The 25290-nt window shown below is 56.2% G+C and carries 22 protein-coding genes; 2 read left to right on the top strand and 20 right to left on the bottom strand.

Annotated features, from left to right (window positions below; all coding sequences use genetic code 11):
• Positions 1–15: 15 nt before the first annotated feature.
• The 13 genes from hpaB to BTUS_RS07760 all read right to left on the bottom strand — a co-directional run bounded on the left by hpaB (position 16) and on the right by BTUS_RS07760 (position 13108).
• Positions 16–1470, bottom strand: coding sequence for a 4-hydroxyphenylacetate 3-monooxygenase, oxygenase component (hpaB, locus tag BTUS_RS07820; protein WP_013075569.1), 1455 nt, complete (start codon positions 1468–1470; stop codon positions 16–18).
• A gap of 194 nt (positions 1471–1664) precedes the next feature.
• Positions 1665–3332: a ribonuclease J gene (locus BTUS_RS07815; RefSeq protein WP_013075568.1), complete on the bottom strand. Its 1668-nt coding sequence runs from the start codon at positions 3330–3332 to the stop codon at positions 1665–1667.
• Positions 3333–3525: 193 nt separating this feature from the next.
• Positions 3526–4419, bottom strand: coding sequence for a 4-hydroxy-tetrahydrodipicolinate synthase (dapA, locus tag BTUS_RS07810; RefSeq protein ID WP_041303937.1), 894 nt, complete (start codon positions 4417–4419; stop codon positions 3526–3528).
• Positions 4420–4436: 17 nt separating this feature from the next.
• Positions 4437–5660, bottom strand: a complete 1224-nt coding sequence (dapG, locus tag BTUS_RS07805; RefSeq protein WP_013075566.1) for an aspartate kinase — start codon at positions 5658–5660, stop codon at positions 4437–4439.
• The gene (locus BTUS_RS07800; RefSeq protein WP_013075565.1) at positions 5660–6700 is read right to left on the bottom strand and encodes an aspartate-semialdehyde dehydrogenase; all 1041 of its coding nucleotides are present in this window, start codon (positions 6698–6700) and stop codon (positions 5660–5662) included. Before BTUS_RS07800 ends, dapG begins: the two co-directional genes overlap by 1 nt.
• Positions 6701–6715: 15 nt before the next feature.
• A complete protein-coding gene (locus BTUS_RS07795) occupies positions 6716–7327 on the bottom strand; it encodes a dipicolinate synthase subunit B (protein WP_013075564.1) in 612 nt (203 codons plus the stop codon).
• Positions 7327–8205, bottom strand: coding sequence for a dipicolinate synthase subunit DpsA (gene dpsA / locus BTUS_RS07790; protein WP_013075563.1), 879 nt, complete (start codon positions 8203–8205; stop codon positions 7327–7329). The genes BTUS_RS07795 and dpsA overlap by 1 nt, the downstream gene beginning before the upstream one ends.
• 99 nt (positions 8206–8304) lie before the next feature.
• The gene (locus BTUS_RS07785; protein ID WP_013075562.1) at positions 8305–8628 is read right to left on the bottom strand and encodes a YlmC/YmxH family sporulation protein; all 324 of its coding nucleotides are present in this window, start codon (positions 8626–8628) and stop codon (positions 8305–8307) included.
• A gap of 81 nt (positions 8629–8709) precedes the next feature.
• Positions 8710–9648: an NAD(P)/FAD-dependent oxidoreductase gene (locus BTUS_RS07780; protein ID WP_169307951.1), complete on the bottom strand. Its 939-nt coding sequence runs from the start codon at positions 9646–9648 to the stop codon at positions 8710–8712.
• The gene (locus BTUS_RS07775) at positions 9533–10210 is read right to left on the bottom strand and encodes a 5' nucleotidase, NT5C type (RefSeq protein ID WP_083780092.1); all 678 of its coding nucleotides are present in this window, start codon (positions 10208–10210) and stop codon (positions 9533–9535) included. The genes BTUS_RS07780 and BTUS_RS07775 overlap by 116 nt, the downstream gene beginning before the upstream one ends.
• Positions 10207–10710 carry a dUTP diphosphatase gene (dut, locus tag BTUS_RS07770; RefSeq protein WP_041305349.1) on the bottom strand — a complete coding sequence of 168 codons (504 nt, stop codon included), beginning with the start codon at positions 10708–10710 and terminating at the stop codon, positions 10207–10209. Before dut ends, BTUS_RS07775 begins: the two co-directional genes overlap by 4 nt.
• A 13-nt stretch (positions 10711–10723) precedes the next feature.
• A complete protein-coding gene (locus BTUS_RS07765) occupies positions 10724–11971 on the bottom strand; it encodes a M16 family metallopeptidase (protein ID WP_013075559.1) in 1248 nt (415 codons plus the stop codon).
• 180 nt (positions 11972–12151) lie between these two features.
• Positions 12152–13108 (bottom strand): polysaccharide deacetylase family protein, encoded by a 957-nt coding sequence (locus BTUS_RS07760; protein ID WP_013075558.1) that lies wholly within the window; start codon positions 13106–13108, stop codon positions 12152–12154.
• 224 nt (positions 13109–13332) lie between these two features.
• Between BTUS_RS07760 and BTUS_RS07755 the strand changes: the two genes are divergently transcribed.
• Entirely contained in the window at positions 13333–15372 is a 2040-nt protein-coding gene (locus BTUS_RS07755) for a sigma-54-dependent Fis family transcriptional regulator (protein WP_013075557.1), read from the top strand.
• 69 nt (positions 15373–15441) lie between these two features.
• Here BTUS_RS07755 and BTUS_RS07750 read toward each other — a convergent pair whose 3' ends face one another.
• From BTUS_RS07750 to BTUS_RS07740, 3 genes are read right to left on the bottom strand one after another with little or no spacing between them, the layout of a single operon-like run.
• Positions 15442–15810 (bottom strand): DUF779 domain-containing protein, encoded by a 369-nt coding sequence (locus BTUS_RS07750; RefSeq protein ID WP_013075556.1) that lies wholly within the window; start codon positions 15808–15810, stop codon positions 15442–15444.
• A 32-nt stretch (positions 15811–15842) separates the two neighbouring features.
• Entirely contained in the window at positions 15843–17363 is a 1521-nt protein-coding gene (exaC, locus tag BTUS_RS07745) for an acetaldehyde dehydrogenase ExaC (protein ID WP_013075555.1), read from the bottom strand.
• A gap of 52 nt (positions 17364–17415) precedes the next feature.
• The gene (locus BTUS_RS07740; RefSeq protein WP_052300582.1) at positions 17416–18975 is read right to left on the bottom strand and encodes a long-chain-fatty-acid--CoA ligase; all 1560 of its coding nucleotides are present in this window, start codon (positions 18973–18975) and stop codon (positions 17416–17418) included.
• A gap of 239 nt (positions 18976–19214) precedes the next feature.
• Here BTUS_RS07740 and BTUS_RS07735 point away from each other — a divergent pair, with 239 nt between their 5' ends.
• Positions 19215–20432: an IS110 family RNA-guided transposase gene (locus tag BTUS_RS07735; protein WP_013074275.1), complete on the top strand. Its 1218-nt coding sequence runs from the start codon at positions 19215–19217 to the stop codon at positions 20430–20432.
• Positions 20433–20733: 301 nt separating this feature from the next.
• On the opposite strand, the gene BTUS_RS07730 is transcribed toward BTUS_RS07735, so the two are convergent.
• The 4 genes from BTUS_RS07730 to BTUS_RS07715 form a co-directional block, all read right to left on the bottom strand.
• Positions 20734–21054, bottom strand: a complete 321-nt coding sequence (locus tag BTUS_RS07730; RefSeq protein ID WP_013075553.1) for an MmoB/DmpM family protein — start codon at positions 21052–21054, stop codon at positions 20734–20736.
• The gene (locus BTUS_RS07725) at positions 21051–22139 is read right to left on the bottom strand and encodes a ferritin family protein (RefSeq protein ID WP_013075552.1); all 1089 of its coding nucleotides are present in this window, start codon (positions 22137–22139) and stop codon (positions 21051–21053) included. Before BTUS_RS07725 ends, BTUS_RS07730 begins: the two co-directional genes overlap by 4 nt.
• A 35-nt stretch (positions 22140–22174) precedes the next feature.
• A complete protein-coding gene (locus tag BTUS_RS07720) occupies positions 22175–23173 on the bottom strand; it encodes an NADH:ubiquinone reductase (Na(+)-transporting) subunit F (protein WP_245543400.1) in 999 nt (332 codons plus the stop codon).
• Between the two features lie 145 nt (positions 23174–23318).
• Positions 23319–24944: a ferritin family protein gene (locus tag BTUS_RS07715; protein ID WP_013075550.1), complete on the bottom strand. Its 1626-nt coding sequence runs from the start codon at positions 24942–24944 to the stop codon at positions 23319–23321.
• Positions 24945–25290: the final 346 nt, after the last annotated feature.

Here is a 25290-nt window from a genome sequence, read left to right as displayed (position 1 = left end):
TGTTCACTCCTCCCGTCAGTCGTCATTGCGATACAAAAACTGCCTCACCCGCTTTTTGATGTCTTCGTGGTCATACCACTGGTACAATGCGCCGGCCATGCGAACCGGGTCGCCGAAGAAGAACCGCTCATACAACACCTGCCGGCCTCCAAAGGTGCTGACGGCGATGTCCCAGGCGAGCCGGAACAAACGAATCCGCTCGTCGGCATTGGCGTTGCGGCCCTGGTAATAGTGATCGATATCCGGGCGAATGGGACTGTTCATGTCCGCTTCGGTGGGAATGGCCATCAGACCTCCAGCTCCCAGCAACTGCAGAATCTCGACCAGTTTCGGGTAGATCCGGGGGAAGAGATTGCGGGCTGCGTTCAGCGGCTTGAAGTCAGGAGTCATAATCCCCCAGCGATCGACCGAGGCGTCCACTTCGCTCGCCCTCTGGAAGGCTTTCATGGCCTCCACGGTCATGATGATCTTCGCAAGTTTCTCCTGAACGTGTTGGAATTGTCCGATTCCGATCATGTCGGTCATCAGACTGGCGACGCCGAGGATAAATTCGGCTTTGGCGATGTCTTTCACCATCACCTGGTACGTCATGTGGACCACAGCGTTGGTCTCCATGTACATCCGGTTTGCAAGCTCCGGGCTGTCCAACAGGAACACGCGGTCCCAGGGCACCAACACATCGTCGAAAACCACGACGGCATCCATTTCTTCGAAACGGGCTCCAAGGGGATGGTCAAAAGCCGGTTTTCCGTAATCGAAGGTTTCCCGGCACAGGAACCGCAGCCCCGGCGTGCTGAGAGGTACCGCAAAAGCGTAAGCGTAGGGCCGGTCTTCCTCGGTGGACCGCACCACTGTGGATGGGAAGACCAAAAGTTCATCCGCCAAGGGCAGGGTAGCCAGCATCCGCGCCCCCCGGACAATGATCCCGTCTTTCGTTTTGTCCACGACCCGGGCGGCCACGTAGGGATCCGGCTGGCCGGCGGCCCCCGCTGCCCGGTTCACCTGGGGATGAATCAACGTATGAGTCGTGCACAGATCATTCTCCCGGACATACTCGTAATAAGCCCGGATATTTTCCCCAAACCGCGGATCGTTTTCGGCGAAAAAGTCTGACGCGGCGGCCAAAGCCATGAGGTCGCTGTTGAGGTAATCCGGGGACCGCCCCATCATGCCTCCGGAATAGTCCGCCCAATGTTTCATCATCGTGCGCCGTTTGATCAGATCCTCCACCGTCTTCGGTTGGAGAAACGACGTGCCCACCCGCTCTCCGCTTTTCGGGGAGATGTACGTCATCTCATCGATCAAAGCCGGATCATTCTGCATATCGTACAAATGGGCGACACTTCTGGCGATGTTCCGAAACGCCGGGTGCTTGGTGATCCCTTCAGTGATCTTTTCCCCGTCGATCCAGATCTCCCGCGGGTTCCGATCCAAATCGTCCAAGTACTGTTGCCCTGTTCGGATCCCCATCGTTCCACTCCCCTTTTTGATAACCTGGCTTCGTATCGAATGATATACGAAATCATATATCTTGTCAAATCTTATTTTTCCCGTTCCTATAGAGGAGTGGAGGAAAACCGACAAATCCAGTTGTCGCGGACTGGTAAACAAAAAGCCCCGGGGAACCCCGGAGCCTTTTGCTTTACTTAGCATCCATATGCTTTTCACACTTCCATGATGATGGGGAGAATCATCGGGCGGCGTCGGGTCTGCTCGTATAAGAAGCGACCCAAAGCATCCCGGACCCCCGTTTTGATCGACGACCACTCGCTGACATTTTCAGCGACCAATTTCTTCAAAGTCACCGTCACGATCCGATTGGCCTCTTCCAGGAGTGCTTCTGACTCCCGCACATACACAAACCCTCTCGAAATAATGTCCGGGCCCGACAGGATGGTTCCATCCTGCTTGGACATCGTCACCACCACCACCAGGATGCCGTCCTGACTGAGCAGTTTCCGATCCCGGAGCACAATGTTGCCCACGTCCCCGACGCCGAGCCCGTCGATCAGGACGGCCCCCGCGGTGACCTTTCCGGCCTGACGCGCCTCGCCGCCCTGGAATTCCATCACATCTCCGTTATCCAGAATGAAAATCCGGTCTTCGGGCACCCCGGTGGCCTGGGCGAGCTCCGAATGAATCTTCAACATGCGAAACTCGCCGTGTACAGGAATAAAATACTTGGGCCGCACCAGGTTCAGCATCAGTTTCAATTCCTCCTGGCTGCCGTGGCCGGACACGTGAACCCCCGAGACCTGCTGATAAATGACGTTGGCGCCGATACGAAACAGTTGGTCGATGGTGCGGGCGATGTCTTTCTCGTTCCCCGGAATCGGGGAAGCCGCCACAATCACCGTGTCCCCGGGGACGATCTCCACTTTCCGATGCGTGGCCCTGGCCATGCGCGTAAGTGCGGACATGGGTTCACCTTGGCTGCCCGTCGACAGAATGACGACCTTGTGAGCGGGAAGTTTTGCGATGTCGTCCGGGTCGACCATGGTTCCCTTGTTCACCCGCAGATACCCGAGTTCTACAGCGATATTGATATTGTTGACCATGCTCCGCCCGACCACGCTGACTTTGCGGCCATACCGTTCGGCGGCGTCGATCACCTGCTGGATGCGGTGAATATTCGACGCAAAAGTCGCTAAAATGATCCTTTTCTCCGCTTGCCGGAATACGTCATCAATGGTCTGGCCGACCACCCGTTCGGACATCGTGTAACCCGGCCGTTCGGCGTTCGTACTGTCGGACAGCAGGCAGAGCACTCCTCGCTCGCCGAGTTCTGCCAACTTGTGATAGTCCGCCATTCGCCCGTCCACCGGCGTAAAATCGAACTTAAAATCCCCGGTGTGTACACAGATTCCTTCCGGACACTCCAGCGCGATCCCCACAGTATCCGGGATGCTGTGGTTCGTGTGAAAAAAAGAGACTAAGAACTGTCCGAGTTTGATCTGACTGCGGTTGGTGACCGTCACGAGCTTCGTGACATCCAAAAGGTTGTGCTCCCGAAGTTTCGCCTCCACCAACCCCAAAGTCAGACGGGTGCCATACACGGGTACGTTAATATGCTTTAAAACGTACGGCAACCCCCCGATGTGGTCTTCGTGACCGTGGGTCAAAACGATTCCCCGCACCCGGTTCTTGTTCTCCACCAGATACGTGACGTCCGGGATGACCACGTCGATCCCCAGCATGTCCTCCTCGGGGAACTTCAAACCCGCGTCCACCACCACAATATCATTCCCATACTGGTAGGCCGTCATGTTTTTCCCGATCTCACCAAGACCTCCCAGGGGAATGATCGACAGTTTGTGATTGGACTTGCTCAATCCTGCACCTCCGAATAATTCCCGCTCCTTCGCGTACCACGAAACGCAAAAAAGCCGCACCAAGACCGTCACGACCATTATACATGACCGAGGGGCCGGCCACAACCGTTCTCTCCCTGAACGACGAACCGGGGTTCCCCCGGCGATTTGAATGCTTCATGGCTGCAGCGCATTATGAAAATCCCGCAGCGTCTCAGACTAACCTCAGTTCCTCGAGAATCCGACGGAAATCTTCCACCATGTTCTGGGGTGCCTCCACCAGCGGCAAACGCACCGGCCCCACCGGGTGTCCGACCATCGCCAACCCCGTTTTTAACAATACGGGGCTCGACGTCCAAAAAAGCCCTTCAAACAGCGGCAACAGCCGCCGGTGCCAAGATGCCGCTTCGGCGACTTGTCCTGAGAGAAACGCTTGAATCATCCGGGTCATCTCCCGCCCGACCAAGTGGGACGCCACGCTGACGACACCGTATCCGCCCACGGCCAGGGTGGGAAGAAACAGCTTGTCGTCCCCGCTGTACAGACGAAACCCGTCCGGTGCTCGTTCCACGATCTCCGCGATCTGCCCCAGGTCACCGCCGGCTTCTTTCACGCATACAATGTTGTCCACTTCCGCAAGGCGCAGGGTCGTTGCCGCGGACAAGTTGACCCCGGTGCGGCCCGGGACGTTGTACACCATCACCGGAAGGTGGGTGGCTTCGGCCGCCGCCCGAAAATGCTGATACAGCCCCTCCTGGGAAGGCTTGTTATAATACGGGCACACCAACATGATGCCATCGACTCCGAGGGCCTCCGCCTCCCGGGTCAACGCCACCGTCGCCCGGGTGTCATTGCTGCCGGTCCCGGCGATCACCGCCGCCCTGCCCTTTGCCCGGCCGAGGACCCGTTCAAAGAGCTGTAACTTTTCCTCGTGGGACAAGGTCGGAGATTCCCCCGTCGTCCCCGCCACAACAATTCCCGTCGTCCCGGTCTCAATTAAGCGGTCCACCAACCGGTCCACCGCTGGAAGATCCAACTGTCCATCTTCAGTAAACGGCGTCGCCATCGCCGTCAATAAGCGACCAAAATCCACCTTTTCTTCCCCCATCCGTTCATCGTGTTTCTTTACCGCAGGATGCCGTCCAAGCCGAAGCGGCGGTGCAGCGCGCAGACTGCCCGATTCATATCTCCCTCCCGCACCAGGCACCAGATCGTGGTGTGGCTGTCGGCCGACTGTAAGATTTCAACGCCTTCTTCCGCCAGAGCTCCGACGATGCGGGCCATCACGCCGGGAACCCCGGCGATGCCCGCCCCTACCACCGATACCTTGGCACAGTCCGGAACGATCTCCACCTCGACGCCCAAGTTCCGAAGAATCTTCTCCGCACGCCCCGCCTCCGCCTCGGAAACGGTGAACGCCACGCCCCCCGGTCCGACGTTGATGAAATCCACACTGATGCCGGCGTCGGCCATCGCCTGAAACACCGCGCGATGAACCGGAGGCGCCCCGGAGGGCTGGGCAATCTTAATTTGCACGATCCGGGAAGTTTGTGTGATGCCGGTCACCAATCGGTCGCCGGGGTCTCGCCCCTCCAGCCTTCCGTCGTCTTCAACATTGGTGACCAGGGTCCCCTCGTCATCGCTCATGGTCGCCCGGACACGCACTGGGATATTCTTCCTCATCGCAATCTCCACGGCCCGGGGGTGAATCACTTTGGCCCCTTGATAGGCGAGATTACAAATCTCCGTGTACGTGGCCTGGGGGAGTCGCCGGGCATCCCGGACGATGCGCGGGTCGGCCGTCATGATCCCCTCCACATCCGTAAAAATATCCACGCGTTCAGCATCCAAAGCCACCCCCAGGGCCGCGGCGGTGGTATCGCTGCCCCCCCGGCCCAGAGTGGTGATTTCCCCATCAGCGGTTCGCCCCTGAAAGCCGGCCACCACCACGACGTGTCCCTGTTCTAATTCCCGTATAATTCGGCCCGGCTTTACTTCGAGGATGGGAGCTGCACCAAATTCACTTTCGGTGACAATTCCCGCCTGGCCTCCGGTCAGGGCCGTGGCCCGAATCTTATGAGTCCTGAGGAGAGCCGCAAAACTCACCGCAGAAATAATCTCCCCGCAAGAAAGCAGGAGGTCCGTTTCCCGGGGCGTACTCGCCCCGGGAGGAATGAGTCCGAGCAACGTATCCGTCGCGTAAGGAGCCCCTTGTCGCCCCATGGCCGATACCACCACCACCACCCGGAACTCTTGGGCGAGGGCTTTCTCGACGTGGTGAACCGCCCACTGTCTCGGCTCATCCCCGGCCAGGGAGGTGCCGCCGAACTTCTGGACCAGGATCCGCATCAACGCAGACCTCCCTGTTCCACGAGCAGTTCCGCAATCTGCACGGCGTTGTAAGCAGCTCCCTTGAGCAGGTTATCGGATACCACCCAGAGATTCAGGCCCCGGGGATGCCCGAGATCTTTGCGAATGCGTCCCACAAACACTTCGGGCCGCCCCTCGGTGTCGGCGGGCATCGGGTATTTTTGAGAAGCGGGGTCATCGAGCACCACGACCCCCGGTGCATGCTCCAAAACCCCGTAGATATCTTCGAGCTCGAAGGGCTCCTCGGTCTCCACGTAGACGGCTTCAGAGTGCCCGGTTACAACCGGAACCCGGACACAGGTCGGGCTGACGAGGATCTCGGGGTCATCCAAGATTTTACGGGTTTCATTGACCATCTTCATCTCTTCTTTGGTAAAGCCGTTGTCCTCGAACACGTCGATCTGGGGAAGGACGTTGAAAGCGATGGAGTGGTGCACGGGCAGGCTCGACACCGGGAGAATCTCCGCCGGGCGCTTCTCGCCGGATAGCTGCGACCGGGTTAGGGTCATCAATTCCTCCACCGCCCGGGCTCCGGCCCCGGATACCGCTTGGTACGTGGAAACGATGATCCGTTCGATTCCAAAGCGGTCATAAATGGGTTTAAGGGCCACCACCATCTGGATTGTGGAGCAGTTTGGATTGGCGATGATCCCACGGTGCCCAAGGGCCGCCCGGCCGTTCACTTCGGGTACCACGAGGGGAACTTCGGGATCCATGCGAAAAGCACTGGAGTTGTCGATGACGACGGCTCCCCGCCGGGCCGCCTCGGGAGACAAGGCGCGACTCGTTTTGGCCCCAGCGCTGAACAAAGCGATATCCACCCCTTTGAAGGCCTCGGGCTGGGCTTCCAAGACGGTCACGTTCTCTCCTCGAAACGTCACCGACTTTCCCGCCGAACGCGATGAGGCCATGGGCACCAGGGTTTTAACGGGGAAACGTCGGGTTTCCAGCGTTTCGATCATCTTCCGCCCCACGGCGCCGGTTGCGCCGACGACGGCCACGGTGAGTTCCTCGGTCATCTTTCGACAACTCCTTTAATGATAACGGAATCGTTCTATGAGTACAGGCTGTAACTGCCGTTTTTCCAAGGCCGCCTCCACGGTGGGAACCAGCAAGTCCATTCTCGCCACCAGCGAATTGATCTTCCGGTCGGGATCGTCCTGCCCAAAGGGAACAAAAAAGATGTTTTTCGTCGTCATCAACCGGGCCAGGTTGACCATGTTCAGCCCCAATCCATCGTTCGTCGAGATCGCCACCACCACAGGCCGATCATTGCGCAATGTGGCCTTCGCCGCCATGAGTACCGGGGAATCGGTGATGGCATTGGCAAGGCGGCTCAACGTGTTCCCCGTGCACGGGGCGATCACCAGAACGTCCAGGGCTGTGGAAGGTCCGAGGGGCTCCGCGTCCACAATGCGATCGATCACTTTCGTTCCCGTTGTCTCCTCGATCTTGGCCAGCCAGGACGACGCCTCCCAGAATCGAGTGTCTGTAGAAGAAACGGTGCCAGACACAATCGGGACCACCCGGCACCCTTTCTCCACAAAATGAACGAGCTCGAGAAAGACGGCATCATACGTGCAGTGGGAGCCGGTGATGGCAAAACCGACCGTTTTCCCTTCGAGTTCCACGCTCGATACCCCCATCAGCCGGATTCCCAGATGTACCGGGACAGCGTTCCCGCTAAGATCTGGCCGGCCGTCTTTGGGGCGACGATGCCGGGAAGGCTCGGCGCGAGCAGGGCTCGAATGCCTCGACGCTGGGCATAACGAAAATCGGTGCCCCCGGGTTTCGAGGCGATGTCAATGATCAGGCAATTCCGCGGCACCCGGGCAAGAATGTCCGCTGTCAGCACCGGGGCCGGGATCGTGTTGAAAATGATCTCGGCGTCTCCAACCTGGTCCCCCAGATCTTTCATGGGAAAGGCTGTCAGCCCCATCTCCCGGATGCGGGCGAGGTCAGCAGGTTTGCGCGCCCCCGCCTTCACTTTTGCGCCCATGGCCGCCAAGATCCTGGCCAGGGTCATTCCGCACCGGCCGAATCCCAAAACCATGGATCGGGACCCGTGAATGGTGATATCGGTGTTCTCCATGGCCATCTGTATGGCGCCTTCCGCCGTGGGAATGGAGTTCAGAATCGCCACCTCGTCCAGATCCATCAACTTCACCAAACGAAGTCCGTGTCGACGGCAGATCTGTTCGAGATAAGGACCCGCGATGCCGGAAAACACTTGGCAATAACTCGGCAGCGCCGAAAAGTGTTCATCCTGGAGGCGAATCCGCCCCGCGCTGTACGCAGAGTCCGCATACCCCTCCTCGTCGAGACCGGCCAGGGGCAACACCAAGGCGTCCACATCCGCCAATGCTTCGACGGTGAGGCCCACCTTCTCCGCACCGGGAATCCCTGCTTCCAATCGGTCGAACCCCATCAGTACAGCCCCGGCATCCAGCTCGATGAGATGTCGGATCACCTCAAGGATACGGGCGTCGCCGCCGACAAAGGCAACTTTCTTCCCCGTCAACATCCGGGCAGACTCCTTTCACCACATTTTACGCGATCGGCGCAGAATTGCAAGATTTGAAGGTTCGCGATCCGCCTCCCGGCCGTCGTCCCCGGGAGTATCCTATGCATCCCGCTGGGCACCCGTGAAACCGCCGTGGTTTTCGTCCATTGTCGAATTGTTGAGGGGTGGGCCGAAGTCCCGATGTTCCCCCGACCGAATCCTCCGACGATCCAGAAGGCACACGTCCGCCCCGATGTGTTGTACAGCCTGCCACGGAATGTCCACATAACTACGCTTCCGTCCCCACCGACCCTGGACCCGGATGCGCAAAGCGAGGATCCGCCCGTCGTCATCCAATATGAGATCGACATCCGCAAGGTCGCCGAGACACCGTCCATCTGCCGTGTCAATAATTTTCCGCCCCACAACCTCACTCCAGCGCACCCTCATCCCCTCCTGCCTAGCCCATATGCAGGGTCGCGCAAAAACAGAACGGAGCGCCCCGGTACCTAAAAACGCGCTCCGTCAACCTTTGAATGGATTGGCTCCCTCCATGTCCTGAACCGCCGCCTTCACCGCCCGCATGCCGTCGGCCACCGCCGAAGCAACACCCGTATAAGGAGCCGGGGTACACACATCCCCCGCCGCATAGATGCCGGGAAGGGAAGTCCTCCCCCACCGATCCACCGCCACTACGCCGTAAGAATCCAGGCGAGGAAGATCGTGGATCCCCTCGAGATTCGGCTCAGTGCCGATCCGAACAAAAACTCCCGCAGCAGGGACCTCGATCTCTCCCGCGCCTCCGAGCCGAATCCTGACGCTTTGGGTCTGGTCGCTCCCTTGGATGGCCACCGCCCAGGCCGGGGCCATAACGGTGATGCCGGGATGCCGAAACACGCGCTCCCACCATTGCCGGCGGGCCCGAAAGGACGTCCTCCGATGCACGATGGTCACCTGTGCCCCCGCCTCGGCCAAGAGCCACGCCCCTTCCAACGCCCGGTCACCTCCTCCGATGACCACCACCGGCAGATGGCGAAACCTGCCGGCATCCCGGGAAGCGGACCACACTTCCCCCCGCCTTTCCATTTCCGCTTCCCCGGGAATCCCCAGACGCCGAGGCCGGGCGCCAGTGGCCAATACGATGGCCTCAGCTTCCCACACGCCGGCCGCCGTGTGAACCCGACGCCCGGCGGTATCCACTCGAACGGGTCCCGCCGAATCGACCAGAGGTGTCCCCGAGCGCACGAGGTGATCCACCAGGGCGCGGGCCAGTTCCGGACCCTGGACCTCGCCCCATCCCGGGTAATCTGGAATGGGGCCGCGCACTCCTCGCAATTGTCCCCCGGGTTCAGCGGCCTCGATCACGACGGCCGTAAGCCCCACTCGCCTCGCCCAAATCCCCGCGCTGATGCCGGCTGGACCGGCACCCACCACGGCAAGGTCCACCTTCTGTCGCTCCGACACTCTCGCCTCCTCCTTCACCTCCCGATTCGGGAAACAACCGGTACACCAGCTCCTCGAATTCCAACCAGCCCTTGACCCGGAGACAGGGGACGTGGCGATTATACGCGTAATCCATTGCCACCGCCCTCCTGCCCGACCGCAGGAATGCCTCAAGGTTGTGTGGGGCATCGTCGAACAGCAGGTCTCCACATACTCGGTCTTTCCGGTGGGCAAAAATCAGATTTTTCCGCCCAATAAACGGAAGATGTTGGGTCACCCACGCGTCCTTTTCTGCCATGGCACTGCGCCGGGCGCTGGTCACGATGAGCACCTCATACCGTTTTGACAGGCGTTCCAATACGTCAACGGCGTGGGGCAGGGGATCGAGATGCAAAAACATCCCGGGTTCGTTGAGATATTGATAAATTTTACGCCCGCACTCGGGTTTTACGTATTTTTCCCATTCCCAGGTCAAAATGTCGTCCGGGGTCAGGTTATCGGCCCAGTCGGCGTTATACCGGCGACACCAAGCGGACATCAAATCGACAATCACCGAATCCATATCGATGAGGAGCGTCGTCACCGAACATTCCCCTCCGGCTCAATCAGGCGCCCCGTCGACCCGAACCCGCCTTCTCCCCGCCGGGACTCCCCGAGTTGAGTCACGTAGGCCACTTCCACCCGACAGATCGGCATGACCACCAATTGGGCCACGCGCTGGCCCGGTTCGATCCGACGCGGCTGTTTTCCAAAGTTATACAAAGGCGCGTGGATCTCACCCCGATAGTCACTGTCAATAACGCCAACCCCATTGGCCAGTCCCAACTGCTCCCGGGTCGAGAGACCGCTGCGGGCAAACACCAGGCCGACAAACTCCGGCCCCGGCAGTTCCACGGCGATGCCGGTGGGAATGAGAATCACCTCCCCGGGGTTGATTTCTAGGGGTTCAGAGATGGCCGCAGCCAGATCGAGGCCCGCAGAGCCCTCGGTCTGGTACGCCACGGGCATCGGAGGCACCCCCGACTTCTCCAGCCGCTTCACCTTGAGTTGCACCGTCCGCACCTCGCTTCTTTCCCTAGACACCTCAACAGACACCTCAATCGAACAACCTTTCCAATTCCTCTCCGGGCACCGGGCCCACCGCCGCCACGGCCGGAACATTTCGCAAGCATTGCGCCACCCGTCGGACATCCTCCAACGTCACTGCATCGATTCGCTCCAGGGTCTCGTCCAGGGTGTAGTGCCGTCCGAGAAGCAGTTCATTCTTGCCCAATCGGGTCATCCGACTGGTGGTACTCTCCAGGCTGAGCATGAGGCTTCCTTTTACTTGTTCCTTACCGCGCTCCAGTTCTCCCTCCGTGATCCCGGATTCGGCGACGTCTTCAAAAATCCGGCGTACTTCCCGAACGACCTCCCCGGTATATTCGGGCGCCATTCCGGCATAAATTCCCAAGAGCCCCGTATCCCGGTACGCCGTGTGGTAGGAATAAATCGAATAAGCCATGCCCTTTTCCTCGCGAATCGACTGAAACAACCGGGAGCTCATCGTCCCGCCCAGGGTGTTGTTCAATAAGATCATAGCGTGCAAATCCTCGTGGTCCACCGGCAGACCGGGTACGGCCAAACAGAAGTGTTCCTGTTCGGTCTGTTTCACCCGGGTGCCCCGCTCGGGCGTAAAAGTCGGCGGCTCGGTGATTACTCGTTCGGCCCGGCGATTCCACGGGCCCCCGAACAGCTCCTCAACAATAGCCATCACCTCGTCGGTCCGCACGTGACCGGCCACGGTGATGACCGTGTTGGTCTCGACGTATCGCTGGGACAGATAATCCACCAGGTTTTGTCGCTCGAAGGTTTGCAATGTCTGTTCGGTTCCCAGTATGTTGAACCCCAGCGGGTGATCGCCCCATACTACCGAGGCCAGGAGATCGTGAACCAGTTCGTCCGGCGTATCCTCGTACATGCGGATTTCTTCGACGATCACCTTGCGTTCTTTCGCCAATTCCTCGGGGGCAAATCGGGAGTGGAAAAACATATCTGCCAAAGTCTCCATGGCCCGCCTGAAATGAAGGTCCAGGACCTTGGCGTAAAAACAGGTGTACTCTTTAGCGGTAAAAGCGTTCACCTGTCCCCCCACGTGATCGAACACTTCCGCCAATTCCTTGGCGGATCTTGTCTCCGTCCCCTTAAACAACATATGTTCGATAAGGTGTGAGATCCCGTTGATCTCGGGGGTTTCATGTCGGGACCCCGTCCCGACCCAAATCCCCACAGAAATAGAACGGATGCCGGGAATCTCTTCCACGACCACCGTCAATCCGTTGGAGAGCTGCTGCCGGTCGATCAAGTTCATCCTCCTCGTCCACGCTACCCTTAACGCAGAACCGGCGCTTCCCAGAGCGCCGTCGCAATTCACGTCTACTATAACAGAATCCGGAACCTACCACAACGTGGCGGGTGGGCAGGCTGTCTGCAAGGGGGCCACGAGGACATCCGGCCCCGGGCGCCCTGTTATCCCTCCAGTACGCTAAAGCGGCCGCTGCGGTGAGAGGAGGTTTGACACTGTGACAAGATCATATCCTTTGCCCCGAAGGCCTTGGATGATACCCTCAAGGGCCGCCGGGGTTCCCGGCGTGGGATGCATCAACACCAGGGCCCCGGGTTCGGCATGCCCCACGATCCGCCGAACCATCAGATGAACCGGGGGCCTTTTCCAGTCTACCGTGTCCAAAGTCCACATAATCGTGTACATTCCCATGCCCCAGGCCTGCTTCACGACCCGATCGTCGTACCAACCGGCTGGTGGTGCAAAAAAGGCAGGACGGACGCCCGACGCCTCCTCGATCACCCTCCGGCTCCGCTCCAAATTCTGCCTGATCTGTCCCACAGATTTTCCCCTTAGATCCGGGTGGCCCCAGCCGTGGGTTCCGATTTCATGGCCGGCTTTGGCAATGGCGGAAGCCAAATCCTTGTGTTCGGCCGCCCATTTGCCATCCAAAAAGAAGGTGGCTTTCACCCGGTGCCGATCGAGCACCTGAAGCAGGTCGGGGACATGTTCTTCGCCCCAGGAAACATTGACCATGAGAGCCATCTGCTTTTTTGAGCCATTTCCACGGTAGATCGGCGCCGGAGGAAGGTCTTTGAGCCTGACTTCGGCGGGAACTTGACGAATGACCCACGGAATTCCTCCCCCGGCCCCCCGAACCCCGGACTGCACCCGCTTCCACGTCTCTTCCACATCCACCTCGATGCCGTTGAGATCGGGGATCGCTTTCCATACCCGATCGATGCGGGCATTTTGAGGGGGTCTTGCGAGCTTGGCCGCCTCACGTTCCAGGTCCTCCCGGGTCCACTCCGATGAACTGGCAACACGACTTGAAGCTGCCATGGCAAGTATCGGGAGATCAACAGCCCACCGGGAAACTCCCGTCATGACAAGAAAGGCAACCAACATTCTGATGATCGGGAGAAAACGTTTTTTCAAGACTTTCCCCTCCTTCTAACGACAGACTGTGCTTTTAACGTGGGGCTAATGATCCCGATCGTATGCACGAGGACCATCGGGCCGGCTGCTGGAATAGAAGTAATCGTATATAATTGTTTTTATATACAGGAATGAACAAAAATATTTACTGTACCACTGGAAACCGGTATAATGGTCTCGGGCGGAAACGCGAACGGTAAGAGGATTGTGCAGGAGGGATCGCAATGTACGAAAAACGCATTCGAGCCCGGGACCAATTCCTCTCCGAATCCACCGATGAACCGCGGGCACGGGTTGTTATTTCGAAATCATGGGAACGCAGTCGAAAGTATCGTATTGATCCGCTCATTCGCCAGGCGCCGGCAGAATGTTATGACGATCAAGAGCCCTGTAATCGACAGCTTCCGCGGATTCAAAGAGTCGTTGCTCATATCGTGGGGGAGTTACAACCGTTTTTTGATGAGAAATACGCCGTCGCGATAGCAGACCAGGAAGGGAGAATCGTCGATTTATTCGCAAGGGGAAGGCTATACGAACAGCTATGTTCTGTGCACTTTTCTCCGGGAGGACTTTGGAAGGAGGAACACACTGGCACCAATGCCATTGGCACGGCCTTGGCCGTTGGCGAAAGCGTTGTCATTAACGATGCCGAACACTACTGCGAATCTTGGCAACCGTTTTCCTGTGCCGGAACGCCTGTGTATGATCTGACGGATCACACCGTGGCCGGGGTCATCGACATGACGTGTTTTGCCGAGGAGTTTCCCGACAACAGCCTGTTATTGACCAACCTGTTAGCGAAAAAGGTCGAACGTGAGCTCAATAAGGAGCGGCAGATGGAGAAACTCATCCTCGAAAATCAATTCTTGCACTGGACCTGGACGCTTCCCAATGATATCCTCGTTTGTATCGATTCTGAAGGCCGGATGATCCGAACGAATGTTCTCGTAGAACAATGGAACAGGCTCCTCGCTGCTTGCGGAGTGCGTCGCGTGGAATGGAGCGAAATGTTCGAACACTTTGATAAAGTCAAACCCAATAAGTGGACAGAGTTGCCTTTAAATATGCAGACAGACACCGCCCCCTCCATGATGAGTGTCAATGTCTTTCCAATCCTGTCTGACGAACGACCCATTGGAGCCGTGATCCAGATTCCACACTCGCGATCTCATGCGCTGGAACAACGTGCCCAAATCGTGTTGCCGAATTCTAGCAAGTTGTCTGTCTCGCACTCTCCTTGCCCACCTGACTTGCCAGATGAAGAGACGGCGGCGTCTTTGCAAGCGCCTGTGGGTGAATCGCCAAAATGGATCGAAATCATGAATCGGGCCCGGCGTGTGGCAACGCGTGACGTCACCGTTTTGCTTTGCGGGGAGAGCGGCACGGGAAAAGAAGAAATCGCCCAGTATATTCATTCCATGAGCGATCGGCGAAATCAGCCATTTCTCGCCTACAATTGCTCGGTCGTGACCCATGATTTGGCTGCCAGCGAATTGTTCGGATATGCTCCGGGAGCGTTCACCGGAGCTCTTCGGACCGGGAAGGTCGGTCTTTTTGAATCGGCGAACGGTGGCACGCTGTTTTTGGACGAGATTTCCGAACTTCCGGTGTCGGTGCAGGCCATGTTGTTACGCGTCCTGCAAGAAAAGAAAGTCACACGAATCGGGGAATATGAGAGCCGTCCAGTAAACGTCAGGATCATCGCTGCAGCGAATCGCGATCTCGAAACAGCAATTCGGGAGGGAAAGTTTCGCCTAGATCTATACTTCCGCCTGAATACGGTGACTCTGTACCTGCCTCCTCTCCGGGAAAGGCCGAGCGACATCCCCCTGCTCGTGGGGTATTTTCTGTACAATATGCACAATGGCAAGACAGGAAGGAACGGGCGTTCCATCACGATATCACCGGAAACCTTGCACTATTTAACCGCGTATCATTGGCCAGGGAACGTGAGGGAATTAAAAAACACGATCGAATATGCTTCTTTATTCGCCGATGGCGGCGTAATTGGTCCGGAACACCTCCCGGAGCACATTCGACAAGCTGGACAGGGAACATCCATCAGTCAAGAGTCCGCACATCCCGAAAAAACTGCAAAATCAAATGAATCTATAAATCAGATGAGATCGGACAACGAGGAAAAACAACGTATTCTCTCAGTTCTGCAAAGTACGCGATACAACATTTCTAAGGCCGCGAGAGTGATAGGGGTTTCTCGAGGCACACTGTATAAACGCTTGAAACAGTACAATATCGAGGTGTAAACGAAAACGCGGCCGCAGCCTCGGCCCTCGATAAACGGGAAACCTTCGGCAGCGGCCCCATACACCTGCTTAACCTTCAGCACGATCAATTTCTTCCATTTCTTCATCCGTAAAGGGGCGGGAACGGGTCAAAAACCTCATCCCCTCAGGACTTTCCAGGGAAAATCCACTCCCCCGCCCCGGCACCGCATCGATGATCAGTTGGGTGTGCCGCCAGTATTCGTACTGGGATCGGCTCATATAAAATGGACAACCTCCGATCTCGCCCAACTGCACGTCCTGGGACCCCACCTTGAATTCCCCCTGGGGATAACACATCGGGGCACTGCCGTCGCAACACCCGCCCGATTGATGAAACATCAGGGGCCCGTGCAGCGATCTCAGTTTCTCAATCAACTGCAACGCCGCCTCCGTGGCTATCACCTTCCGCGTATCCACCCCGACGCCCCCCTCTTCGCCTGCGCCTCATCTCAGAAAAAGCCCAACGGCTTCGTGCTGTAGCTGATCAGCAAATTTTTCGTCTGTTGATAGTGCTCCAGCATCATTTTGTGGGTTTCCCGGCCGATCCCCGACTGCTTGTACCGGCCGAACGCCGCATGGGCGGGGTAGGCGTGGTAATTGTTCACCCAAACCCGACCCGCTTGAATCCCCCGGCCCATCCGATACGCCCTGTTGATATCCCGGGTCCAAACCGCCGCCCCCAGACCGTACAGGGTGTCGTTGGCGATCTCCAGCGCGTGATTCGCGTTCTCAAAGGATGTGACCGACAACACCGGCCCAAAAATCTCCTCCTGAAAGATCCGCATTTTGTTGTGACCGGCAAAAATCGTCGGCTGGATATAATACCCTGCCGCCAACTCCCCCGGGAGTTCGTTGCGCTCTCCGCCCAGCAGCAGTTCGGCGCCCTCCCGTTTCCCGAGGTCGATATACGAAAGGATTTTCTCCATCTGGTCAGTCGACGCCTGAGCCCCGATCATCGTTTCGGTATCCAAGGGATTGCCTTGTTTAATCGCCCGGGTGCGCTCCACGGCCCTTTCCAGGAATTCGTCGTAGATGCTCTTTTGGATCAGCGCCCGGGACGGGCAGGTGCACACCTCGCCCTGGTTGAGGGCAAACATCGTGAACCCTTCCAACGCTTTATCGACAAACTCATCTTCTTGGGCCATCACATCCTCAAAGAAGATGTTTGGCGATTTTCCACCTAATTCCAGCGTCACGGGGATGATGTTCTCCGACGCATATTGCATGATCAGGCGACCCGTCGTGGTCTCGCCGGTAAACGCGACTTTATTCACCCGCCGATTCTGGGCGAGGGGTTTGCCGGCCTCCACCCCGAACCCATTGACCACATTGACGACCCCGGGGGGAATGATGTCCCCCACGACCTCCAGCAGGATCATGATGCTCGCCGGAGTCTGCTCCGCCGGTTTGAGAACAACGCAGTTACCGGCGGCCAGGGCTGGTGCCAATTTCCACGCCGCCATCAGGATGGGAAAGTTCCAGGGGATGATCTGGCCGACCACACCCAGGGGTTCGTGATAATGGTAGGCCACGGTATCCGCGTCGATTTCGCTGATGCCCCCCTCTTGGGCTCGGATCACCCCTGCAAAATAGCGAAAATGGTCGATCGCCAAGGGGATGTCGGCAGCCAGAGCTTCCCGGATCGGTTTTCCGTTGTCCCACACCTCCGCCACTGCCAACTTCTCCAAGTTCACTTCCATCTCATCGGCGATTCGGTTCAGGATATTGGCCCTCTCCGCGACGGAGGTTCGACCCCAGCCCTCTTTCGCCGCGTGGGCGGCGTCCAGGGCCAATTCAATATCGTCCGCAGTCGAGCGGGCGACTTCGCAAAAGGGCTGACCGTTCACAGGCGAAACGTTCACAAAATAACTGCCTTTGACCGGCGGCACCCACTTGCCCCCAATATAGTTGCCATAACGACTTTGGAAACTGACCTTGCTTCCGCGACGACCCGGTTGCTCGTAAATCATGAATTTACCTCCTCATTAGCGTTAACCGTGGCTCCTGTCCGCCCATCGGTGTTTATTGGACCCGCTTTCGGACACCTTTCCAGTACGCTTCCCTTAATTTGAATTTTTGCAATTTCCCTGTTGCGGTTCGTGGCAAAGACTCCACGAACTCTACAGATTTCGGCGCCTTGAAGTGCGCCAGGCGTTCTCGGCAATACTTGATGAGTTCCAATTCCGTGAGCGAGAAACCCGGTTTTACCACCACCAGAGCCTTGGGCACTTCCCCCCATTTCTCGTCCGGCACCGCAATGACCGCCGCTTCAAGAATTGCCGGATGCTGGTAAATCACTCCCTCCACCTCAGTGGATGAGATATTTTCGCCGCCGGAGATAATGATATCTTTCTGCCGGTCGAGGATCTCGATATAGCCGTCCGGATGCACCACGGCCAGGTCTCCTGTATGCAGCCAGCCATCTATAATCGTTTTGGCCGTTTCTTCGGGCTGTTTATAATACCCGGCCATCACGGCATTTCCCCGGGTGACGATTTCTCCAATTTCCTGCCCATCCCAGCGCACATCCCAGGTCGGATCTTCCTGGGAGACCACTCGAACTTCTCCACTGAACATCTGTTCAATTCCCTGGCGCGCCCGCACCGTCGCCTTCTGTTCATCGTCCAGGGAATCGAAGTGATGATTCCATTCGCAATAGGTAATAAAAGGGGATGTTTCTGTCATTCCGTAGACGTGGATCACATTCAGGGCGAGGAGTTCATGCGCCCTTTTCAGAACCGCCGCGGGCGGCGGGGAGCCGGCAACCGCCATTCGTCGCGGAATGGAACGATCCACCTCGGATGCCTCTTTGGCGTTCACCATCATGTTCAGAACCGTTGGGGCTCCGCACAACAGAGTGATCTTTTCAGTGTTGAACAGAGAGATGATTCGGGCGGGGTCAACTTTGCGCAAGCATACGTGGGTAGCCCCTGCACCCGTGGTGGCCCATACGCCTCCCCAACCATTTACATGAAAAAGCGGTAATGTGTGCAGATACATGTCATCGTGAATGACCTGCAAGTGATACAAGAAATTCGCCGCATTCAAGTAATTATTGCGGTGAGTCAACATGACCCCCTTGGGCCTGGACGTGGTCCCACTGGTGTAATTAATCGTCAGCGTTTGGTTTTCATCAATATCGACAGCCGGAGGGTCGTCGGGCGAAGCCGAAGACAACCATTGTTCATACTCGATATGAGGAAGTGTGCTCGATGCGGCTCCCCGCGAGACCAGGACGAATTGTCGAATTCCTGGGAGCCGATCTCGAATCTGTTCGATTACCGCCGCATATTCAGCATCCAGAATCAGTAGTTTGGCATCACTGTGGTTGAGAATATACGCGAAATCATCCGGGTTTAATCGGTAATTCAGAGGAACCACCACGGCTCCCAATTGGCCAATCCCAAAAAAACATTCGATCATCTCGTGAATATTGGGTAATATGACAGCTACATGATCACCCTTACCAATTCCGTCCCCACGAAGAGCATGAGACAGCCGGTTGATTCTTTGCCCCAGTTCACGATAGGTGTAACGATAATCATCATCAATCACCGCAATCTTATCCGGATAGACTGCCATGCCGCCGGGGCGGCACCAGCAGAAGGATGAAAATGGCCTGGTGTTGAATTGTTTCCTTGGTGGCTGGCGAAGGCAGGTCGTCACTGCTTGGTGCCTTGAGCCCGCGGAATAGACTGACTACGACGACCAGGTGCACCACAGAATGTCGCTCCCGCATTGGGAAGCACGTAGGATAGAATGATCGGATATGGTCGTTGCACCAGCCCTTTAATCTTACCAGCCCACCAGGAAGGATTCACATGGATGTCGTGTACGACCGTTGCTGCGGCCTCGATGTTCACAAGAAGATGGTTGTTGCTTGTGTGCTGACGCCCGAAACCAAAGAGATTCGTACCTTTTCTACGATGACCGACGATCTTTTGGAGATGGTCGATTGGCTCGGGAAGCACGGATGTACCCATGTTGCAATGGAAAGCACCGCTTCGTTCTGGAAGCCGATCTATAACCTTCTGGAATCAGCGGAGTTCAACGTGCTCGTGGTGAATGCCAAGCATATGAAGAATGTTCCGGGCCGTAAGACCGATGTGAAGGATGCAGAGTGGATCGCCGGATTACTCCGCCATGGGCTGCTGCAAGCCAGTTACATCCCTAACCGTGAACAACGGGAGTTGAGGGAACTCATTCGTTACCGCCGGAGCCTAATTGAAGAGCGAGCCAGGGAAGTAAACCGGATTCAAAAGGTACTTGAAGGCGCCAATATTAAATTGTCCTCAGTAGCCAGTGACACGCTTGGCAAGTCCGGGCGGGCGATACTGGAGGCAATGATCGATGGAGAGAAGAATCCGGAGGTATTGTCCGAGTTGGCCAAGGGTCGGATGAAGACGAAGAAGCCAGAACTACAAAAGGCGCTGAACGGGCTGATGGGGGAACACCAACGAATGATGTTAGCCGCCCAACTGCGCCACATCGATTATCTGGATGAAGAAATTGCCCGGCTCGACGAAGAGGTCAAGAGGCGTATGCTCCCTTTTGAGGAGGACCTGGAGTTAATAGACACAATCCCCGGTGTCGGTCGACGGACAGCGGAGCAGATTCTCGCTGAAATCGGGACGGACATGGCTCAATTTCCGTCTGCGGCCCATCTGTGTTCATGGGCAGGATTGGCTCCAGGGAACAACGAGAGTGCGGGGAAACGAAAGTCGGGGAAAACGCGTAAAGGGAACCAAAAGCTCCGAGCAGCGCTTGTGGAAGCAGCACGTGCGGCGGCGAGAACCAAGAACACATACCTGTCTACACAATATCATCGAATTGCAGCTCGACGAGGAAAAAATCGTGCAGCAGTCGCAGTGGCCCATAGCATCCTAACGATCGTGTATCACATGTTACAACGGCGGCATCCTTATATCGAACTCGGTCCAACATATTACGAGGAACGTAGAAAAGATGCAGTTATAAAACAGGCCATCCGAAAGTTGCAATCACTCGGTATGGAAGTATCCGTAAAACCGGTGGCCTAAACGTACACTCAAAACATTGAAACGCCCGTTCGACACCCTGCATATCACAGGGCTTAGTTTGGTATGCCTTAAAAACACCCTTAGTGCTCATTGATTTTCAGGATAGGATAGTATTTAACCGCTCGGCGTTTCCACTCCATGGGTGTCAATGCAGTAATCACGTTGGCTTTTCCTCTCTTTCAGCGAATGTTCGCAGTGAATTTATTTCGTCTACACGGCGATCCACCACTTGGTGAAATTCAAGAGGCGCCGGGCAAAAAGAGCGCAATCGTTTTTTTGCCCGGCACTGTCCGGCTGTTCATTATCCCTTATAATATTTCATTGCTTCCTCTTGATTCGCGAATAAGATGACCTGATCGTCCTGCACCACCATGCGGCCATAATAGGCTGTTACTTCTATTTGAAATTGATATACATCAAAGTCAGACCCCATGGCCTCGGACAATTCCGCCATGTTGAAAACGAGATTGCGATCGGCATCGATATTGATCAATGCCGGTTCTTCCGACACTCTCACTCCGGGCTTGGTACGCATCACCTCGGCGATGACTCTAGCCTGCTCACTGTCGTTCATCGTGATGCCACAGCCGTTTAATACACCGGAATCAAGTTTTAGGTTCATACCCGCACCCCTTTCGGCAAGGTGATCGCCAGCGCGCTCAGGTTGTGCAAACACTTGCTCGCAGCCCGCTCGTAGCTGTCAGAGAAGGCCGCCACTTGTACCTGCGGCATTTCCCAAAGGGGTTCGAGACCTTTGGATGCCTCAGTACACAAGGGCAAATATTTTTCGACCCACCCTTCCACCAGCGTGCGATTTGCCGCGCCATGCTGTTCATCGCCCAGAAGCACTTTGAATGCTTCCACCGTGGTGCGCAGATTCCGATCGTAATCCGCTTCCGCGGTGGAAACGAGGACAGGCGTAACGAAGTCGCCGTTTTGCGATCCAAACAACATGATAAAACGGCCCCGGAATAGCTGGCCAATGAGCGGTTCATAGAGCAAATTGATCACAAACCATTGCTCCGCCCAATCGGTAGAAGCATTGATTTGCTCGACGGCCTTTCGAATTCCCTGCCACTCGGGCGCCGAAAGCCACGATTCTCGTCCGCGGCTCTCACTGAATCCGGTAATCTGCTCGGCCAGTTCCATCATGTAGATGGTGAGATCCTGGGCGAACCGCAATTTCTCCGCCGATTGAACAGTGAAAACATTGTTCAACATGATCGTCAATGCCTCGCGCTGCATGATCGCAAAACTGTACATGCCCAGACCGTATTCTGCGTGCTTGAAGGCGGACAGATGGATCTCCAGCACCCGGGTCCACCTCGGATGGAAGGTTTCAAACACCTGCCTGGATTTCGCGGTCTCGAGGGTGCGGCGGAACTGTTCCTCCACCGCGTGTTGCCTTTGGTAAAAGATTCGCTCATACTCTTCGTTGACGTCGACGATCCGGTTCCAATCTGAACATTGCACACGGGTTCGTTCCGGATTGTAATTCGGGGAGTCATCCAACATTGCAAGGAGAAACCCTTGTTTCAAATGACGCCCGGTATGGGGTTGAATGTCGATGGTGACGTCTTCATACGTGGTCGGCCGCCTTTTTCGCGGCTGAAAATACACAAAACGGCGATCCTCCGATCCGGTGAACTTGAACGCCCCCGCCTCTGCGGTTCGAACTGTCCGCTCCATCGGTTCCGTTTGCGCCATATTCCAATCCTCCTCCTTCATCCTCCGCCTATACCTCATTTCGTGGAAGCAGTAAATTTGTCATAAAAGATGTTGCGCTCCTCTGCTCCGTGATTCGTGAGGACACGAATTGCCGCGTCGATCATGGGGGGAGGGCCACAAAGATATCCCTGAATGCCGGCGGCAGGTGGGTGGGCCTGCAAGTAATTCTCCAACACTTCCGTGATCATACCGGTGGCGCCCGACCAGTTGTCACCTTCGGAAGGCTCCGATAGCGCTGGAACGAACGCGAAATCGCTGAACCGATCTTGCAATTCCCGAATCTCATCTAAGTAAAACAGATCTCGCGCAGTGCGGGCTCCGTAGAAAAAGCGAATTTTTCGATCAATACCCTTTTCCGCCATATCGCACATAAGGGACCACAAAGGAGCCATGCCCGCCCCGCCGCCGATGACATACATTTCTTCCGCCCCTTCTCTATAGTAGAAATTGCCGAAAGGTCCTGTAACTTCCAGTTCATCGCCCACCTGGAGCCTCTGATCTAAGATGCCTGAAAAATAGCCCCCGGGAATGATTTTGATCATAAACTCGAGTTCTTCGGGCTGACTGGGCAGCGAGGACATGGAGAACGAGCGAGCCGGATCGACTCCGGGAAGCCGAATATCGACATATTGGCCAGCTTTAAACGATAAAGATTCACCTGGCTTCAGACGCAGGCGAAGGCGGGTGATGTCGTGAGTCAAGCGTTTGATCTCGCTGACCTCAGTCGACACCGTTCGGATCGGATTATCCAAAAACATATGCTCTTCGTTGTAATTCAAAAGTTCAATCGTAAGATCGCTGTACGCAAGGGTTTGACAAAGGAGGACATATCCCTGTTCTGACTCATAATCCGGTAAAGCAAAGGTAGAATACCGATCCAAGTCATAATCCCCATCGACCATCACCGACTTACAAGCCGAACATTGGCCTTCCCGACACCCGTGGGCCAACAGGACTCCTTGGCGGAAGGCTGCGTCCAAAACCTTTTCTCCTTCTTCGATCTCAATCTCCACATTCACGGGAAGAAATTTCACCTTGTAGCTCACGGTTTATCCCCACTCCTCGCCTAAAGGACACTACCCTGTGCGGTGGGACCTGGGGGGAAACCAAGAAAACCCTTCCCCGCCAAGCCCCCGACTCTATTCCTGAATGACTATTTCAGTGAAACGTGATACCTTTCCGGTATTCGTCCACCGCTCGGGCGCGCTCTTCCGGAGTCATTCGAGTCAACGCGTCCAATTGGCTGCTGAGCTCAATGTTCGGCAGGTGTTCCAATCGCCACATGTACTTGTCATCGAAGAGGAGATGGGGTTGCGCCACCAGCGTCTGGCCATCGCTGCGCACCAAGCCACTGCTGCGCAGGGCCTCCTCCAGGGACTGCCCGGCGTGCGTTTCCGTAAACATGCGGGCCTCCGGAGGAGCGAGCCGCACCATCGGAACCGGATCGTTCAACGTCGTCTCATGCACCCATCTGCAGGTATCTGAGCAGTACGTGTACACCCGCCCATTGTGTTCAGCAATCTGCAACTCTTCCCGGATCGCCACCGGCTCGAGGCAGGTGTAACAGGTATACGGCAAGACATGGCCGATACCCGCTAAACAGGGAGGACTTTGTCCGGGACCGGGTACCGACAGTCGGCGATAGTTTTCCCAATAATTGCCGTATTTTGAATACCATCCGGGATATTTCTTTTCGAACCATTCGAAATCACGCTCATTTAACGGTTCAAATCGCCAAGAATTAAACATCCACATAGCCGAGAGTTCAATCGCCATTTTGTGATGCCAATCTTTCACCATGAAGCGTTCCCAGATCTCTTGGATCAGATCCGAGGGGATCCGTATCCCGTATTTTTCAAGGGGTAGCAGGTATGTGCGATAGTAATCATCGTACACCCAGCGTTTCCACAACTCGTAATAAGCCGGTTTATCCGGACGCCGGGATTCGTCCCCGTATTCAAGGATCACGCTCATGATGCCGTCCACGGCGGTGTGGAGGATCCAGAACGCGTACCGAAGATCCCGTTCGATAAGCCGGTGGTTATCCGGGTTCTCCAAAGCCAAAGCCAGGGTAGCAAAACCGTTGTTGATATGCCGCGCCTCATCCGATTGTACCGACAGAAACACCGACGGCAGTGCAATATCCCCGTTCGCCGCCGCCTCCGAAGGATTAGCGACGAACAGTACGTTGGTAAAGGCGGTCTCGCCAACCACTTGAAGAAAAATACTGGATCCGGTTACGGCGTCTCCCGCCGTGAACGCTTCGGCAAACTGTCGCCCAATGGCGCCAACTGGTGTGGTGACGTTCATCAGGTTATTGTTATTGAACCCCCAAGGATCCACATAATGTTCCATGTAATACCTGGCCAGGTTTTGCTGAATATTGGCATGGCGGAATTCATCAATCATTTGGTGTGCGTAACCATTGTGCAACTCGGGGGCGTCAACGGCATCAATCAAGTTGGACATGGCATGCGCCGCCTGTAGCTCAATAAAGGGAAACACGCTTAGAAACGGTTTGAGATATTCGGTGTAACGCGGCGACAGTTTCTGGAACATATTTCCACGAAGAGCCGCATCGAGCCCTCCAAACACCCGAGTATCCTTTTCCGCTTGCATGGGGAAATAGGAATGAAGGATTTGCTTCATCGGGTCTTTCGATGATTTCTTGGGAAACCTGTAAGCTGTTGGATATCGTTCCGGGCGTTCCGCATACTGCGGATCCCAATCAAGGAGGGGAATCCGCTCGTGAACCTTGTTAACAAATGCCGCAGGTGACGCCATCCTAAGCCCTCCCATTCGCAATCTATTCTCATTTTCGCTCAGCAGACAAAATGAATGGCCTTTGAACAATCAGCTCAAACCCACGATCAGCAAGAGGCTAGGTTTGAGATTGATCTTCGTTTTCATGCTGCTTGAAAAGATGAAACTTACTGGCGGGAACACACTTCCTGGATCACCACCTCCCTTCTGACCGAAATCCGTGTGAAAAAGCGTTCTTGGCCACGAAACTCATGCAGACTATGATCGTTTCGGTTGTACCCTTCTCCCTCCTCTGTGTGTGTGTCGTCGTGACGGGTTTGAGCACTCATTCTCTTAAGCACGAACCGTGCCACTTCGATGCCGATTC

Origin of the sequence: Kyrpidia tusciae DSM 2912 (genome assembly GCF_000092905.1) — a bacterium.
GTDB classification, from domain to species: Bacteria; Bacillota; Bacilli; order Kyrpidiales; family Kyrpidiaceae; genus Kyrpidia; species Kyrpidia tusciae.
The sequence above is the reverse complement of the archived record's forward strand: the minus strand, read 5'-3'. Positions and strand labels throughout refer to the sequence as shown.

Bases quoted from the DNA above. Each gene is read 5' to 3' on its own strand.
- hpaB (WP_013075569.1), bottom strand. From the start codon at position 1,470: ATGGGGATCCGAACAGGGCAACAGTACTTGGACGATTTGGATCGGAAC.
- dapA (WP_041303937.1), bottom strand. From the start codon at position 4,419: ATGGGGGAAGAAAAGGTGGATTTTGGTCGCTTATTGACGGCGATGGCG.
- dapG (WP_013075566.1), bottom strand. From the start codon at position 5,660: ATGCGGATCCTGGTCCAGAAGTTCGGCGGCACCTCCCTGGCCGGGGAT.
- BTUS_RS07800 (WP_013075565.1), bottom strand. From the start codon at position 6,700: ATGACCGAGGAACTCACCGTGGCCGTCGTCGGCGCAACCGGCGCCGTG.
- BTUS_RS07795 (WP_013075564.1), bottom strand. From the start codon at position 7,327: ATGGGGGTATCGAGCGTGGAACTCGAAGGGAAAACGGTCGGTTTTGCC.
- dpsA (WP_013075563.1), bottom strand. From the start codon at position 8,205: ATGTTGACGGGGAAGAAAGTTGCCTTTGTCGGCGGCGACGCCCGTATC.
- BTUS_RS07755 (WP_013075557.1), top strand. From the start codon at position 13,333: ATGTACGAAAAACGCATTCGAGCCCGGGACCAATTCCTCTCCGAATCC.
- exaC (WP_013075555.1), bottom strand. From the start codon at position 17,363: ATGATTTACGAGCAACCGGGTCGTCGCGGAAGCAAGGTCAGTTTCCAA.
- BTUS_RS07740 (WP_052300582.1), bottom strand. From the start codon at position 18,975: ATGGCAGTCTATCCGGATAAGATTGCGGTGATTGATGATGATTATCGT.
- BTUS_RS07735 (WP_013074275.1), top strand. From the start codon at position 19,215: ATGGATGTCGTGTACGACCGTTGCTGCGGCCTCGATGTTCACAAGAAG.
- BTUS_RS07730 (WP_013075553.1), bottom strand. From the start codon at position 21,054: ATGAACCTAAAACTTGATTCCGGTGTATTAAACGGCTGTGGCATCACG.
- BTUS_RS07725 (WP_013075552.1), bottom strand. From the start codon at position 22,139: ATGGCGCAAACGGAACCGATGGAGCGGACAGTTCGAACCGCAGAGGCG.
- BTUS_RS07715 (WP_013075550.1), bottom strand. From the start codon at position 24,944: ATGGCGTCACCTGCGGCATTTGTTAACAAGGTTCACGAGCGGATTCCC.